The 16,561-nt window shown below is 31.0% G+C and carries 13 protein-coding genes; 3 read left to right on the forward strand and 10 right to left on the reverse strand.

What is annotated here, in order from left to right; genetic code table 11:
- The first annotated feature begins 7 nt into the window (after nt 1-7).
- The 3 genes from AC1FXP_RS03790 to AC1FXP_RS03800 all read left to right on the forward strand — a co-directional run bounded on the left by AC1FXP_RS03790 (nt 8) and on the right by AC1FXP_RS03800 (nt 3,013).
- Entirely contained in the window at nt 8-592 is a 585-nt protein-coding gene (locus tag AC1FXP_RS03790) for a TetR/AcrR family transcriptional regulator (RefSeq protein WP_480058846.1), read from the forward strand.
- Between the two features lie 25 nt (nt 593-617).
- Nucleotides 618-1,538, forward strand: coding sequence for a cation diffusion facilitator family transporter (locus AC1FXP_RS03795; protein ID WP_480058847.1), 921 nt, complete (start codon nt 618-620; stop codon nt 1,536-1,538).
- 497 nt (nt 1,539-2,035) lie between these two features.
- Nucleotides 2,036-3,013: a tyrosine-type recombinase/integrase gene (locus AC1FXP_RS03800; RefSeq protein WP_480058848.1), complete on the forward strand. Its 978-nt coding sequence runs from the start codon at nt 2,036-2,038 to the stop codon at nt 3,011-3,013.
- Between the two features lie 595 nt (nt 3,014-3,608).
- On the opposite strand, the gene AC1FXP_RS03805 is transcribed toward AC1FXP_RS03800, so the two are convergent.
- The 10 genes from AC1FXP_RS03805 to AC1FXP_RS03850 form a co-directional block, all read right to left on the reverse strand.
- A complete protein-coding gene (locus AC1FXP_RS03805; protein WP_480058849.1) occupies nt 3,609-5,510 on the reverse strand; it encodes a hypothetical protein in 1,902 nt (633 codons plus the stop codon).
- Nucleotides 5,511-5,727: 217 nt separating this feature from the next.
- On the reverse strand, nt 5,728-6,288 hold the full coding sequence (locus AC1FXP_RS03810; protein ID WP_480058850.1) for a recombinase family protein: 561 nt from the start codon (nt 6,286-6,288) through the stop codon (nt 5,728-5,730).
- Between the two features lie 658 nt (nt 6,289-6,946).
- Nucleotides 6,947-8,107: a hypothetical protein gene (locus AC1FXP_RS03815; protein ID WP_480058851.1), complete on the reverse strand. Its 1,161-nt coding sequence runs from the start codon at nt 8,105-8,107 to the stop codon at nt 6,947-6,949.
- 178 nt (nt 8,108-8,285) lie between these two features.
- Nucleotides 8,286-9,749, reverse strand: coding sequence for a phosphoribosyltransferase-like protein (locus AC1FXP_RS03820; RefSeq protein ID WP_480058852.1), 1,464 nt, complete (start codon nt 9,747-9,749; stop codon nt 8,286-8,288).
- Nucleotides 9,750-9,944: 195 nt separating this feature from the next.
- Entirely contained in the window at nt 9,945-10,655 is a 711-nt protein-coding gene (locus AC1FXP_RS03825; protein WP_480058853.1) for a hypothetical protein, read from the reverse strand.
- Between the two features lie 38 nt (nt 10,656-10,693).
- Entirely contained in the window at nt 10,694-11,338 is a 645-nt protein-coding gene (locus tag AC1FXP_RS03830) for an HNH endonuclease (protein WP_480058854.1), read from the reverse strand.
- A gap of 116 nt (nt 11,339-11,454) precedes the next feature.
- Nucleotides 11,455-12,789 carry a helix-turn-helix domain-containing protein gene (locus tag AC1FXP_RS03835; RefSeq protein ID WP_480058855.1) on the reverse strand — a complete coding sequence of 445 codons (1,335 nt, stop codon included), beginning with the start codon at nt 12,787-12,789 and terminating at the stop codon, nt 11,455-11,457.
- A gap of 573 nt (nt 12,790-13,362) precedes the next feature.
- A complete protein-coding gene (locus tag AC1FXP_RS03840) occupies nt 13,363-14,607 on the reverse strand; it encodes a hypothetical protein (protein WP_480058856.1) in 1,245 nt (414 codons plus the stop codon).
- The gene (locus AC1FXP_RS03845) at nt 14,565-16,010 is read right to left on the reverse strand and encodes a hypothetical protein (protein WP_480058857.1); all 1,446 of its coding nucleotides are present in this window, start codon (nt 16,008-16,010) and stop codon (nt 14,565-14,567) included. The genes AC1FXP_RS03840 and AC1FXP_RS03845 overlap by 43 nt, the downstream gene beginning before the upstream one ends.
- A 2-nt stretch (nt 16,011-16,012) precedes the next feature.
- The gene (locus tag AC1FXP_RS03850; RefSeq protein ID WP_480058858.1) at nt 16,013-16,402 is read right to left on the reverse strand and encodes a histone-like protein; all 390 of its coding nucleotides are present in this window, start codon (nt 16,400-16,402) and stop codon (nt 16,013-16,015) included.
- Between the last annotated feature and the right edge of the window lie 159 nt (nt 16,403-16,561).

A 16,561-nucleotide genomic window follows, 5' to 3' on the forward strand; every position in this document is an offset into this window, starting at 1 on the left:
ATTGATAATGAATATTGATAATAAATATGAATTACTAGTCAATGCGGCAATTAGCATTATGAAAGAAAAAGGATTTGAAAAAGCGTCTGTATCGCAGATCGTTAAGAAAGCAGGGGTCGCTCAAGGGACTTTCTATTTATACTTCGACTCAAAAAGTGCAGTTGTACCTGCTATAGCTGAAAGGATATTAAATGCTCTCTTAACAAAAATAATAGGAAGTGTGGATTTAGAAGCTTCTATCTTTAAAACGATGGAAACTATAATCAATGTAACTTTTGAGATAACGAAAGACTTCCAAGAACTAATTTTATTTTGTTATTCAGGTTTAGCATATTACCATTCCTTTGAGCGTTGGGAAGAATTATACCAGCCTTATTATAACTGGCTGGAAGAACAACTTCACAAGGCAATAGAAAGCGGACTGATACAGTCAAAAGTAGAAACTTCTTCTCTGGCCCGGATGATCATAAATGTAATTGAAACCTCAGCGGAAGCTTATTATTTATCTAATCAATGCGAAAATGGTAAAGAAATTAATAAGATTCACGTTTTAACTTTTATTAACAATGCGCTGACTGACTGTCATTCATGAACAAAACCTAGATGGGGTGTTTTGCATGCAAAAGTCTTATGCATTAGAAAAAAAGTTATTAAAAATATCAGTGTTTAGTGCGTTATTGTTTGCCGTAGTCGGGGTCATTTGGGGGATATTCATTTCTTCCCAAATGGTCTTATTTGATGGATTATATTCATTCATTAGTGTTATTTTGTCGCTATTTTCCTTGCTAGCGTCTCAATTTATTGATAAAAGCGATACACGGAGATTTCCATTTGGTAAGGAAATGCTAGAACCAATAGTCATTATTATTAAATATACAGCCATTTTAATCTTATGTATTACGGCCGTTATGTCAGCCATAGAAGCACTTTTATCAGGTGGAAGAGAAACAAGCATTGGCTACGCTCTGCTTTACTCTTTTTTTTCAACAGTTGGGTGTTGGGGGATCTACTTCTATCTAAAAAAACAAAAGATACATTCAAGTTTCATTCAGGCTGAGAGAAACCAATGGAAAATGGATACGTTATTAAGTTCTGCAATCCTCTTTGGTTTTTTTTCCGCAATTGCGATATCTTTTACTTCTTATAATAGTATTATTCCATATATTGATCCCCTATTGGTTCTTATTGCAGCAGGATACTTCCTCAAAGTCCCAATTTTAGAAATGATAAAAGCCTTCAAGGAAGTACTTGAAATGGCACCCGATCAAAAACTTCAAAAGAAGATCAAAGTGGTTATCGACTCGATTCAAGCACGCTATCAGATTGAAGACTCAATCTTACGGATATCGAAAGTTGGAAATAAGCTTTTTATTGAGATAGACTTCGTTCTTAATCAACACTCAACAATAAAAACAGTTGCTGATCAAGATGCGATTCGTGAAGAAATCAGCAAACGGACAATGGATGTAACATATAAAAAATGGCTTACCGTGTCATTTACAAATGATAAAAAATGGACAAATAGAATGCAGATGTAAATCAAATTCTAGCAAACAAGCAACTAGTCCAGTACTATTAAGTTATCATTTCAGAGTACACATTTTTTGATAGGTACATGTTAGAATTGGCATAATCAATCGTATAATGATTATGCCTTTCCTTCTTACTCTTCAAGTAACCTCCATACACTCTTCACTCAAATCCCAATTATACGACTTGAATATTATAACGAAATAGTGCATAATAGAAATCGTCTTGTTTGGAGATTCCGAAAAAAATATGGGATAGCCAAATAAGGTTGTAAATATTATTACTCATGGGGCTGGCTGTGACACTGGTGTTCGCCACGGTCTTCAAAACCGCTTGGGAGGCGCGTGCCGTCAAACCCTTGGTACATAAACGTTTCATTAATCTTATGCCACACGGTCTTAACCGAGGTTACACTATAGACCGTTGGGAACCGTACCTCTACGACCGAGTGGGATATAATGCGTCTATATGCCTTTCACAATAATAAAATTGTGGAGGTTTTTTCATGTCTTATAAACGTAAAACAATTAAAAAAGGCAGACGCACAGGACGCATACAACAGAGCGCACAACGTAAAATCAAAACGAATTTCACCCTTGTAGAAATGTTTCAACAATTTATGAACTACAAGGCATCAGAAGCGTTATCACCACGTACACTTGCTGACTATGAATTACATTTCAACTATCTCCTAGACTTTGTAGAAGTTGATTTAATGAATGAAGACATTACAACAGAACTATTCCTAGAGTATCGTAGTCACATGTTAAATACACTTCAATTAAAACCATCTACCGTTAATATTCGTATCCGTACTATGAGGGCATTTTTACGTTATTGTTTTGAAGAAGGATACATTGAACACTCAATCCATGAACGATTCAAAACAGTTAAATCACCTAAGAAAGAAATTAACGTATTGACACCAGCTGAAATAAAACTAGTCTTTAATCAGATTGACGATTCAATGTATGCAGGGTTTCGAGATAAAGCCATGTTATTTACTCTTTTAGACTCCATGGTACGCTCAAGTGAGTTATTATCTATGAAACGTAGCAATGTCAACCTCAAAGAAGGAACAATCAGACTAGAAGCCGATAATACGAAAACGAGAACAGAACGTATTGTACCTATCTCCACTCGAACAGTAAAACTACTAAAAGAGTACATTGAAGAAACAGAAGACTTTGAGAATGAATTACTATTTCTTACTTATGACGGAGAACAATTACAATCCAATACTTTAAGAAAATTACTTGCAGTCTATGGCGAAATGGCAGGAATTAGTAAGTCAATTAGTCCTCATATTTGGAGACATTCGGGTGCTGTTCTTTACATTATGAATGGTGGAGATCCATTCAGCCTTAAAGACATTCTTGGTCACGTCACGATAAATATGACTCAGCACTACGTTCAAATGGCTAATACAGATATTAAAAAACGTCACAACTCATATAGCGCACTAAAAAGCGTTTATAAATAATTACGGGGGGCTTATTCCCCTGTGAAAAATTGAGAATGTGAGGGGGATTCACCAACTCCGATTTAATACGTAACTAAAAAATGACATAAGATAATAACAATTTATATTATTAGATTTAAAGAAGTTTATCTTATTTAATTTAGCTTATGAACATAGTTATTTTGACAAAGTCTTTAATAAGCCTCACTTAACTTAAGCGAAGGCTTTTCTTTTACATCGATAAGAGAACGCACATTCGCGTATAATAGGAATACACATCAACTGTGTCTAACATTAATTGCATTTTTCTTCCTCTTTTCCATTTTAATGTTATATTTGCCGAATAGTTTCAAAAAATCTTCTGCAAAATCTCTATATTCAGGTTCAATCGTTTTAATAATGTTGCCTGACTAAAGCAACCATTTTCATTGGTTGCTTGTCCAAATTCTCACATCTGAATTTCGCTTTGAAAATCAGCAAACAAAGTTACCAAAAGTAAATAGCTGAACTATCTGAAAAGTACAGTCGAGATTATGTAAATGGTATTCATGCATGTCCACACTCTTTGATTTTTAAATCACTGCGATGGCGTTTCTTTACCGCTTTCCAAAAAAATTTATTGGCGTTCATCCGCTTTAATACATAAGTCATCATTTATTTTAATGACTATTATGACAAACAATTTAAGAATCGAGTAGTAATCTTTCTCATATTGCTCCTCATCATTAGTATTTGTACCATGTAAGTATCTATTTCGAATATCATGACCATTGGTGAATTTTGATTTATTGAGATAATAATCAAGATAATCTTGTTCATTTTTTGAAAACAGGCTGTTTTCGAAATAAATAAGTTTGCGAGTTCTTAATTCCTCTATTGATACTTTTATATCCTCAGGATAATACCAATAATTAATTACTTCTTTATAATACAATTCCTTAAGAATATATATGATTCTTTGGTCAACAAACTCTAAGTAGCCCGTGTTACTTTCACAGATTAATTCATTATCAAATAACCATTGCATCCTTTTCAATTGATATTCCCGAAAATCATTCCTAGTTAATTTTTCAGAAATTATCAAGTTGTAAAAATTCTTATATTTCTCTTCTTTATTTGGTAAATAGAATATTCTACTCTGGTCAGAAAACAATAAGAATGAAGCTGTTTTATACCAGTCACTAGAAGAGTAAACATACTTCTTTTTATTAAACGACTTAATATCTTTAGTTTTCACACTTGAAGATGACATTTGAATTAATTCTTGGTCTATCATCCCTTCTTCAATTAGAGTATTATATTGTTTAAAAATTCTTTCTATCTCAGGAAGGATAGTTCTACACTTTTCGAAATATGATGCTTCATTAGACGGCATTTTAACAATGAAATCATTAATTTGAAATTCTGCTTTGACGTATACACAAAAAAACCATTCAATCATTTCTTCCAATCTTACACCAAGTACATTTAACACATTAACATAACTATATATCTCAGCATTAGACAAAATTTCTTTGAAATAGAAAGAGGTAGATTGATAATATAAGTGTGCTGCTTGTGGTCTAAACACTGACTCTAGAGTGCTACTTTCACTTTTTTTAGAATCGAATTCTAATCTCATCGTACCATCAACAAATTCAAATAGATAAATAAAATTATTCCAGAGTGTAGGATATTCTAAATTATCTTCAATCCAATTTCGACTTACCTTAATGTCTGCTGTTCTACCATCCATAGTAACTAATATAGCTTCATCTTGATCCTTCAGATAAGAAATCCTTACTCCCGATTCAATCCCTACTCCATCATTTAAGATTTTTTCTTCCTCTTCTTTAACTTTTCTCTTAGCATGCAATTTGATTTTATCAGGTATACTTAACCCTTTTTTTGTTGGGAAGTTAATGATTCTTCTCAATACATTGATATTAACTAATGGTGAATCAATATACTCATCAATCAAATTTAATTTATCTTCTTCAGTCAAAGATGGTGGCAAATATAAATCATCTTCTTTTAGATACTTTGATAGAATGGTCTCTGCATTTCTAGAGTCAGATAATATTATATCTTTAACTGGTTCATTAAAGTACTCAGTCAACCTCTTGAACTTGAGTATCTGATAAATATGTAAATTTTGCTTTTCAAGAAATTGTCTAAAATTAGTAATTTCAATTCTTTGATATAACTTGTAACTTTCAAGAACTTCAAAGAAATCATCAATGGTATCAAAGTCGATTTCATCATATAGATTAATGATGTCATCCTTATGACAGCCTATAAACTTACCGATTTTTTGCTTTATTTTCTTCTCATACGTTTTTATATCAATACTTGTCTCTTGTACAATATGGTCACTAAACCTTTTAATGCTTATGTATTTTAAAACATTATGAAATTCTAATAAATCAATTATACCCCATTCAGAATCAATAGCCTCATTATTAATTTTTTCTATTATTTTTTCTAGTTCCCAACCACAAGCCATATCATACTCAGAATAGAATTTAATCCCTGACATATGTTCTCCTTTCGTAAACCATCTCTTTAATACTAAAATTATACTGTATTGTTGAACTAATTTTTAATCAGTAATGAGATATTTAATCACTTGTAAATTTTCATGGTGTGTGGTTTAACCAACTATAGCTCTAGCCTCTTTTCAAACCTAGCGAAAATGTGGAAATACATCCCCCATATCCTCACCATAATGAAAGAGACCCCTAAGGAGTCTCTTATTAACTTACTTGTTGATGTTCTTTGATTAACTTATCTAATGTTGGTCTGGAAACTCCTAATTCTTTAGCAAGCCGAGATTTAGTTACTTCACGATTCATATAACGTTGATACTGCTTGTCAAAGTCTGGAATAGATACTTCTTTTCGCCCTTTGTATTTTCCTTCTGCTTTAGCTATCGCAATGCCCTCACGCTGCCTTTCAAGCATATTTTCACGCTCAAAATCGTTAATTGCACTAATCATTTTTAACATTAGTCTTCCTGTTGCCGTTGAAGTGTCAATATTCTCTTTAATTGATACTAATTGAACTCCTTTTATTTCTAATAGTTCGATTAGTTCTAACAGGTCTTTTGTTGAGCGTGCTAATCGGGAGAAGTCAGCAACATAAATAGTATCTCCTTCTCTTGCAAAGTCTAGCATTTCCATTAACTTTGGTCTATTTGTATTCTTTGCAGATACCTTTTCTTGATAAACCTTATCTATTTTGTACTGCTTCATTACTTCGTTTTGTCTTGCTTCGTTCTGCTCAACTGTTGATACTCTGATATACGCTATGTTCATATTCATCTTTCCTTCCGTACTTATCTGATGAATTAAAGATAGCATAATGTAAAATTAGAATCTATAACTTTATTTACAATTTGTAAATTAATCAGAATGCAAATCCCAGATTTACATCACGGTAATGCTTATCGGTTGTAAACTTAAGGCACGCTCTAGATTTACAAATAATTTCGATAACAACATGAAAAAAGCAGCGATATCTTTTCTTTTGATATTACTTAATAGATTATATCCCTGTTATCGGTTATTATCATCGAACTATATCAGTGTATTACTAATCTATTTACCGTTTTACCACACTAAAGTGTACCTGTATTTTGAATCGAGTCGGACATTTACCGAATGTGTGTGTAGATGAGAGTGGTTTCTATCTCAAACAGACACACTACCATTGAACTCCACAGAAGGCATATATTATGCCCTTAGATTTAATCCTAAACATAACTTATAACGGTCGGGGAATCGAGGAGGAAATAGGAAGAAGAGACCTCTTAAAGCCACTACAAGCCATCCTGAGTGTCTGTTGGAGCATGTGTGCTTTTTGGACTCTTTACTCTTCGATATAGCAGGTTCATTTTAAGTGCATACTTAAATAAGCAGGAAACCTAAGAAATTCACTAAGATAAGAAATTCATTGTATTAAATCTTATTATTACTAAATCAATTTGCTATTTTCAATTACTTTGGCTGCAACAAATTTGATTAAGGGGACTTCTTTATCTAAAATTTCATCATTTAGATTAGGAATGAAATTTGAATTTTGCGGCGATTCTTTAGAGTGGACTAGTGAACATCTAATTGAATATATTCTTCTGGTCGTTATGCCTATAACATCTTCTTGTAAATTAATAGGAATAATAGAGGAGTAACTATGGTTTTCCATTGTATAATATTCTAATAATTGATTATTAGAATAAAGCCACTCTTTAATTTCATCATCGTAATTTGTAGCAGTTAAAATGTGTTTTACAATATCAACTTCTTTAATCTTGTCTCCTTTAAATTTCTTTCTTGCTCTTACATAGAAAAACTCTATTACTTGGTAATATGCCAAGTATTTATGTCTTCCTATATGCGTATAGTTTGCAAAATTAAAGTATTGCAATGGTATTCGTTCTTGTTTTTTATCGCTTAATTCAAGTGAATAATGATTAGCATTTCCTTTATCTTTTTGGAAACTATCAAATTTTGCTATTTTAAAATGTAACCCTAGTTTAACGGTACAATCATATATTATTTTTTCAATTAGTTCCTCCAATTCAAAGTTATTATTAATAATATTTGGCTCCCATATTTGTAAGGTCAATTCCTGCTGATTATCCCGCAAATGACTTATTCCACCAAAATCATCATGTACGATATATTCATCATAAAAAGCATGCCAAAATAAGTCGCTCATATGACCAATGTTCCCTATAATTTCACCGTTTAAATGAATATTAACATTACCTTTTTCAATATAATCATATCCTTCTAGTAAAGCCTTCTTAGTATGGTTATCAGCTGGTTCAATTAATACTTCATGAAAATTAGCAACGGAAGCTATTGTTAATCCCGAACGAAAATAACAATTAAAAATCAACTGATTCATATACTGTATAATTGAATCAAAAAAGTAACCTTTTTCTCCACTCCATCCCTGTGAAGCAATTTCTTTAATAAGCTGAATATGTTCTACTAAATACTTATTAAATCCATCTGATTTAATTGTTATGTTAGAATTTACATAATCCACATATTTTTGTTCATTCCAATTCAAAATCCATTCTTGCAATAATTCATCATTTAAATTCCTATGTCCATATAACCCCATCATAAATACTAATCCCCCGTTACCTAGACTTAGATTAATAGTAACCTGTTTTCAACTACACTCTAACAATAACGATGTTATGAAACCATTACTCAATAATCATGATATTTCATTATGCATTTTATGATTTCAAATTAAAAAGAGCGGTTGATTAAGCCACTCTCTTTGATGAACCTGTATATTATAACTTCTTGTTCAATACTTCTTTTAATTCCTTTATAAAATCTTTTATTGCTTCATCGTTAATAGCTTTTTCAAACAATATAGTATTTAAAAGCTTATTAGTAAAGATGTAACGCTCTAATTTACTAAAAGATTCATTAGACAACGTGCCTTTATTCTTGAATTCTTCAGCTATATCTGAAAGAAAACCTGGTATTATTGAAAAGAACGTATTCATTTGCTCAGTATCAAAAAATCTCTTTAAATCAACAAACTGCATTATAGATGGATTTAAGAAGATAATAGGGGCATCTCCACCTTTACTTTTAAACTTTCCCTCGAGATGTCTAGTGTCTTCCTCGCTAATTAAAACAGTGTCATTCTTTGCAAACTCTAATGAATCTATTACCTTTTTAGAGAATACTAAACCTCCAATGGCAATAATATTAACCTTTGAGTAACCAAGTTCATAAGAAAGGTTATACCGTTCCGATATAAATTTAAACATTTCTTCATCTCTTTTACCTTCAACATACAAGTCTAGTTCAGAAGATTCTGTCTTTATTGTGGGGTTCCCTTTATCTTGTTTTGCTTTAGCTACCTTTTCTTCAGCTGTTCTGTTTAAGTCCTCAAATACAGAAGAAATACCCGTTATTCTCCCAGACCTTCTGAACAATGGAATCCAGCCATTTGTATCTCCCCAAATAACGGGCAAAGTACAATTTGGAGTATTATATGGAAAAGCCATCAACGCTCCTATACCTTTATATCCAAGTCCACTTTTATTTGTAATTTTACCATACTCAATTATTTTCTCTTTTAATACGTTTCTTCTTTCAAAGTTAATACCTTCATAAAATGGAGAGTCTAAAGAAGTAATAGTATCAATTTCGGTATATTCATAAGCTGCAAAAGCACTAACTCCAACCTCTTCATTCACTCGGTCTAGCCCTTTTTTCATACCACATACCGCCAAAAGAAAAACCTTTATACTAGGATTAATTATTATTAATGATTCCCTTAAATTATTTATTTCTTTTACTGCGTTATCACCACTAGCAATAACATCATCTACTAGAACAATATTCTTAATCTCCTTATTCTTAATCAACTCTATATGAGATTCATGAATGAAATTGTTTTCAGATATACCATTTAAGACCCTAAAATGATAACTAATCATTGAACCACTTTTAGCTGCATTACCAAGCCCAGCATACACAGTATTTTTCATACTAATATTAGAGCCTTCTTTAATAGCTACTCTATTTAATTTACTATATGCTATTTTAATAGCTTCGTTAACGTCATCAAAACCCAACACATTTAGATTTCTGATTATTCTTAATGCCAAGTCAAAATCTTCTACATCAAACTGTAAAATCCATTTTAAAACATCGTCAAATCTTATGTTAACTGGCCAATTCGATACAATTTCTTGAATTTCTTCAAGATTATTTTGTATTTGAGTTGAATACTTCATTAGTCCCTCCATGTTCTCCATCATTAAGAAAGCAACTTCACTTTCTTTACCTTTATTGGAATTTAAGGCTTATAAATTATACTCTTCTAAATTTACTTAAGAAAGATGCTATATTCATAACAACTTTATTTTTCTATTAAAGCAGTAACAAAAAACATTAGTTTCAGATTGAATAAAATCAAAATTTTATTAGTCTTAGTCTGTTCTTTGTTTTTTCTCTTTCTCTTGTTCTTCTTCAATTAACTTATTGATTGCCTGCTTCATCGCTTCTCCATATTTCACTGATAACTCTTCCATTTGTTTATTCTTTATTTCAATTACTTCTTTTAATACCTTTTGATATTTATTTGCTATTTCATCATTTTTTCCACTAAAAATATGTGCAACATTTTTAAGTTCTTTTTCCCATGCTTCATCCTTTTGTTTTAACTGTTGCTTATGTACCTCTTTCATTTGTTTAAATGTATTATCCCAGATATCATTGAGTTCTTCCATTTTTTCGAGACTTTTTCGTGATTCTAATGTTTTTTCTTTAGAGATTTGTTTTATTAAATCAATTAGGCTTACTATAAGTCTTGTTAATAAGTTCTTTTCCCTAAAAGCGATTGTTACTATCACTATTCCTAACCCAATTATTGTTAGTGCATCATTTGCCTTTACTAAATTTGGGAATTCACTTGTTATGTAAGGGAAAATAACTAGAGAGACGACAACTGTTATCTGTGCTAATAAATAAAATAACCGCCCTTTTTTCTTATCAGTTACTTCCCAAAAAAAGTCAAAAATCACAAAAAGTAGTGCTGAAATTACACAACCGAATAAACTTATTGTAGTTATATTAAATAATCCAGTCCAATTTACTATCCCTATAACTATTAAAGCTATACCTAACAATAATGTAATCATTCTTATCATTAACCCTTTCATCTTTAGTTAATAGGTCTTTAACTTTTTTCTGTTTTTTTCGATTCAAACAAATTTTCTTTATGCCACTTCATATACTTATTTTGACTCTCATTCAACCTGATTTTCAGAGTTTCATTGACATTCAAAAATTGTCTTATACCCTCATCCAAACTATCAGAAATCAAAATCGACCCATCATCATCAAAACTAATATATCCTTTATCAAATATAGCATCATGATTTGGACAAAGCAGTAATCCATTATTAATATCTAACCGCTCTTTATGATTAAATTGACTCCATGGCTTGATATGACTTGCTACTAGAAATCGCTCATCAGCAACACCACATAATCTACATTTCTTTTCCATATCTAAAAGAGCCTTTTTAAACGTTGATTGACCTATTCTAGACTTAATGACTTGTTCTTTCTCAGTCTCTGTTACTTCAATTTGTGCTGGCACAGCTGAGACAATTGATTCTAATTGAATAAACTTATCTGCTCTAGACTCCACTACCTCCAAATCCATATTTTCCCATCTCTCATACCTTTGTAGAGATTGAATAACTAGACTAAAGTTTAACTCCTGCTGTTCTAATAGTGCTATTGCTTCATGTGTATTTAAGTCCTTAAAAATTCCCTTGTGTTTATCGTTTAATCTAATGAAGTGAAGTATTCCCATAGCTTGATAACCTCCGCTTTCATCGGGATTCAAACCAATGATAGGTTTATCAAGCCAGTGACGAGACTTTGAATGAAATAGAGATTCATCCCTAGTAGTTCATGGATAATTAACTTTTATTTACTTTTACGATTCATAAAATCCATCAAATCTTCTTTTTTAACCATCCACTTATTATCATTTTTGAAACCATTAAGTTCACCTGATAATATCCACTTTCTTATCTTTTCGGTCGAAACCTTCTGACCCTTAAATGGACTTGTTTCATCATTAGTAAGAATTTTTCCAACTTGTCCAGTAGTAAAGATGGCGTTCTCGTCATGCTTTTTCAACTGACTCAAATTATAGTTCCTCAGCTGCATTTTTTTCTCTCTTTGTACCTTTCTTTCCTCTTCTAATTCAATAACTTTTTCAAATTCTTCACTAACACGACTCCTACTTCTTTTATCTCCATTTTTATAAGCTAAATATTTCTCATTTGGTTTGAAAATTATCAAAGTAGGGGTAGTAAAACAAGGCATATGAACATATGTTTTGTCTTGAGATAAGAAAAAACTGATTATTTGTGAAGGTTCAGCATCGCCTACTTTTACATACGTCTTCAATCGTTCTGAACTTACATTGCACAAACTACTAGGAAAACTTATCTCTTCATCCCCTCTTTGGTTTAGCCAATACCACGAACAGTACGCAAGGAATCCCCGCTCAGCAGTCCCTCTAACAGATAAAGCACTAAAATAACTATCATTGATTGGGTCACCTATTTTACGCTCTGGCATTTCTGGAATTGGACATTCTTCAACTGATATATCTACAAAACCTGTTTGTAACAGTGCAGCTAAATTCAACCAATCATTATATGTCCCTCTGCTAATAGAAAATCCACTATTATGCAATAAATCATGTAAATTATAATAATCCCATACAAACGTACCTTCATTTATTGCCTTTTTAATCATCTTTTCATCAATTTCTTTATGGTACTCTCTTGTACAACTGTAGAATTTTCCATTTCTAAACTCTCTATGAAATTTCCAAGCAAGCATTGGATTCTCAAACCCTACAGATATATAAATTAAAGTATTATTTTTTAAATATGATGGTTCTCCGACAAATTGACCTCCGTAGCTAACAACTTCAATTATTAAATCTTCTATATCAAATTTTGTATTGTCTTTATCAATGGAATAAGAAATTTCATAGTAATTATTTGTTGACTCAAAGAGCGGTTGTAAGGACATTCGTTCATTTTGATTCTGTGCAAACTCTAACAGAATTTTTGCTACCCATATGAATTTGTGATGAAAAGCAAATTCTGTAATAATTTCAATCTGTTCATCTATATTTGCAGTATTCCAGTCCTCTTTTCCTTTTTCATTAAATTCATATTCATATTGTTCAAACAACTCTAAAAAGCGAACAACAAGAGCCTCTTTATGTTGTAATTCCACCCTTTAAACACCTCTATTCTACAGATTAAATGAAACTATTCTCATAAAACCAACTTACTAATTTACCAAGTATATAGGAAAATGATACCATATTAATACGTAATTTTTGAAGATAAATAAAAAGAGCAGCAACTACTACTACTCCATAAAAGTCCATATAAATGCAATTGTTGTATTCTGTAATAAGAATGTTCAATTCAACCTGTTATTGTTCTCGAGATAAAAGACGGGTTTTATTAGTTTAATTCGAACGATGATACCCTTGTTCAAACAACTGCTGCAACAAAAAAGAAAGCCTCATTCGAGAATAATTCTTATCGAAATCCACTAGTGTATCACTGCTTGTTTCATTATTTGAGTACTTAAAAACCTATCTATAATTCGTCTCGTGTCGGATATTTAAGGATTACAGTGTGTGTGAGTATGGTTTCTTATAATAGTAACCATACTACTAATCAAAAAGACAGAGAGTTTAATAATTCTCCCTGTCCTTTTTAAGGTCATTTGAAAATGACTTTATTTAGAGTTTACTTAAAAACTTTAATTAGCCTATTGCCGCTTTATAGATTTATCTTATCCAACAGATTCCTCTATACGGGGATTTACCCTTTTTTTGAATTCCTTATTATATTTCTTCACTTTGCTGCTTACATTTCTACTCCACGAAAAGAAATAAAGCCTTATTTGTGGATAAAGTCCTATCAGAAAAAGAAGGATAATCATTAAAATACCTGACCCTACGTGGATGTATAGCAACCACTTAGTGCCTATTATATTATCCAATTTATCCGCAGACAAAATTTTTGCAGAAGTAAGGATACTTGGAACAAAACTTATAATGTAGGCTAATATAAATTTTATATCCTTTGCAAAATTCATACTCTTTCGATATTTATTATCTGAATATATTTGTACCTTTTTTTCGACAAGTTGATTTATTTTACTAATGTGGAATGTTATTAAATCATTTGCTTCCTTTAACCCATTGGTAAAAGTATGAAACTCAATTCTTTTTTGATTTTCAATAATAAAGATTTTTTGTTCTCCAAGTATATACACTTCTCTAATCATTTCCTCGGGTAATGAATAATCAATACTTTCTGGTCGAAAAACCTTAGAACTATTAGAAGTACTATATCCCAGCTTTTCCAAATAAATTTTTATCACAGATTTGAACCCTTCTAATTCATTTGGTTCTAGATGAGGTGGGATATTGATATAATTGAAGTTTTTATTAGTTAAAAGCTTACCTTGTTGTTTTAAATGTTGAATAAATGCAAGTGCTGATGTTTGATTTGAAATTGGTTCATCCCAAAAAATAAGGTCTTCATATAAGTCTTGATGAATGTTATTTATAAAAGATACAAACAATCCCTGTGTTTCTGAAAACCTTGTGTTAACAATAAATTTAATTTGAATCTTAGAATCCATATCAATGTCTATTTCAGTATAAAAGTAATCATCTTTTTTCATGATTTCTATGTTTTGACTAATACTTTCACCAGCGTAATAAAATACAGAATATATCCAGCATAGAATTAAATTTTCTTCGTTAATGGATAAATAATCGTTCTCAAGAATTGATACTTTCTCAAGACTGTCTTCAAATTCCGTTTTGGGAATTGAAAGTCTTCGAACATCGATTATCCCTTTTAATCTTAATTGAAGAAAGTCCTGTTCATCAAACCAATCTAAATATCTTATATTATCTAAGTTTACATTTAAAGAGTTTACATTATTACATTCACTGTAAGATAATAATCTATCTATTAACTTTATCTCGCTTCCAGAATAGAAGTCGACATTTGAGTTTGACATTTTAACCATTCCTCATAAATATCTATAATTTTAACTCCATCTCCATTAGACTCCACTACTAGACTATGTAAATAGCTAAGAATGTATAACGCTTTTTCATCAGACTCACTTCTATTTAAGCCTTTATTTAAAATCATATACTTAGACAAGGATTCTAAAATTTCAGTGTATTCGGAAACGGATACATTTCCAATTTCAAAGATTTCATGAGAAATACATTTAAACATATCAGATTCAATTAACTGAATTCCAATATTGAAAATTATTGTAGTAACTAGTTTTAATTCTTTTAATATCAAGCCTTTTTGAATATGTGTTGTTATCAAATTCTCAAACTCGTCTACAATCTTTTTAATTTTCCTCTTTCTTAAAGCTTCAAGACTCCCTCTATTTATCTGCTTGATAAAATTATCAAGCTGTTCATTATAATCGTTATAATAATCCTTTGTGAAAATAACCCAATCTAAATCTAAAATAATACTATCTAAGACCTCTGGTGTTACAAATGTTTCAATTTGGATTTTTCCGTCACCATTTAATTTTACAGTACAATTATGACCATGAATAACAGCATTCATAGCCAATTCATAAATTTCTAATTGTGAATCTCCAACAAATTTAACAAAAGGATTTTCTTGATTCCCTTGATTTAACCCGTATATTTCTATCCTTAGTTCATCTTTAGTAGAAGTGAACTTTGGAGAAGAAACCTGACCATTTAAACGAAGGTTAATCATTATTAATTGTGCCTCGTCTAAACTCACTTCGTAAAATCTTGGGGAATATCCTTTAAACAGTAGATGGATAATTGATAACACATTTTTTGTATGTGTAGCTGTACCATTAGGATTAAACACTGCTATTAAACCTGAGTTTATATATAATCTACATTCAATATGTATAATTCTGATTTCTTCAACTGGTATTGGCAAATCTGTATTAATTGATACTAGTTCCAATTTAAATTTAAAGTCTATTTTATTACTACTTGCCTTAGTTGCTTCAAGAAAGATATTATCATTTAAACCCATGGATAAAGAGTCAATCTCTTTTATATTTTCATTTTGGAGAACCAAGTCATCAATCCTGCTTTTTGTAGCCTCTAATGAAGTAATATTGAAGTCTTCTAAAACATGCAATTTTACATTTAACCTATCCCCCTTTCTCCCATAAGCATTAAAGCATCTTTCCATCTCTTTGACTAATCTTTCTTCATTTCCTACACATGCAGCTATAATACCTCTATAACAATTACGTTTGTTAATTTCGATATCTTCTTCATCACTATCGGAAACATAAGCGGCATATCCTTTAAAAACTTTAATGAAATCATCTGCAAATATTCTTTCTTCCATCTCTTTGATAGAATAACTTTCCCTAAAGAAAAAGGTTTTTGATGCCATTATTAATCCTCCATATGCCTTAAAACAGATTTCCTAGCTATTTCTCTTAGTTCAATTTTTTGAGCATCTAATTTATCAACAATCTCCTCTATAAAAACATGAGGTTTCATTAATTCCTCGTAAGCCTTCTCCAAATCATCGGGATAAATAGTAAGCCTCTGTGCTTCTCTAGATAACTCTTCCGCTCTTCTAAACAAGATTATTGTCAATTGTTCTAACTGCCCCATTAGGACTTCTTTAGCTTCATCTGTAATTCTTGTATTATCATTTTTTGAAAACGATTTAATAAATCTAGTCATTGTAGCTTTTCTTGTTAATCTTAATTCTTCATTTTCTCCTACATCAGACTCATATTCTACTACTTCAGCCTCACGTTCTCCCATCTCTGGCATAAATAACTCCTCCAATTAAATATTTAACCTATATAGTAAAATTATACCAAACAAAATACTATTAGATAATAAAAAGTTTGAGTTTATTACCCTTTCTTTTGTCTTGAATTAGTCAATAAACCTTAGATGAATAACAAGAAGGTAAGCCACGATTGAAAT

Source organism: Halalkalibacter sp. HAAS-P013 (genome assembly GCF_056619925.1).

What these genes read in the sequence shown, in the direction of transcription:
- AC1FXP_RS03790 (WP_480058846.1), top strand. Translation starts at nt 8, where the DNA reads ATGAATATTGATAATAAATATGAATTACTAGTCAATGCGGCAATTAGC.
- AC1FXP_RS03795 (WP_480058847.1), top strand. Translation starts at nt 618, where the DNA reads ATGCAAAAGTCTTATGCATTAGAAAAAAAGTTATTAAAAATATCAGTG.
- AC1FXP_RS03800 (WP_480058848.1), top strand. Translation starts at nt 2,036, where the DNA reads ATGTCTTATAAACGTAAAACAATTAAAAAAGGCAGACGCACAGGACGC.
- AC1FXP_RS03805 (WP_480058849.1), bottom strand. Translation starts at nt 5,510, where the DNA reads ATGTCAGGGATTAAATTCTATTCTGAGTATGATATGGCTTGTGGTTGG.
- AC1FXP_RS03810 (WP_480058850.1), bottom strand. Translation starts at nt 6,288, where the DNA reads ATGAACATAGCGTATATCAGAGTATCAACAGTTGAGCAGAACGAAGCA.
- AC1FXP_RS03815 (WP_480058851.1), bottom strand. Translation starts at nt 8,107, where the DNA reads ATGATGGGGTTATATGGACATAGGAATTTAAATGATGAATTATTGCAA.
- AC1FXP_RS03820 (WP_480058852.1), bottom strand. Translation starts at nt 9,749, where the DNA reads ATGAAGTATTCAACTCAAATACAAAATAATCTTGAAGAAATTCAAGAA.
- AC1FXP_RS03825 (WP_480058853.1), bottom strand. Translation starts at nt 10,655, where the DNA reads ATGATTACATTATTGTTAGGTATAGCTTTAATAGTTATAGGGATAGTA.
- AC1FXP_RS03830 (WP_480058854.1), bottom strand. Translation starts at nt 11,338, where the DNA reads ATGGGAATACTTCACTTCATTAGATTAAACGATAAACACAAGGGAATT.
- AC1FXP_RS03840 (WP_480058856.1), bottom strand. Translation starts at nt 14,607, where the DNA reads ATGTCAAACTCAAATGTCGACTTCTATTCTGGAAGCGAGATAAAGTTA.
- AC1FXP_RS03845 (WP_480058857.1), bottom strand. Translation starts at nt 16,010, where the DNA reads ATGGCATCAAAAACCTTTTTCTTTAGGGAAAGTTATTCTATCAAAGAG.
- AC1FXP_RS03850 (WP_480058858.1), bottom strand. Translation starts at nt 16,402, where the DNA reads ATGCCAGAGATGGGAGAACGTGAGGCTGAAGTAGTAGAATATGAGTCT.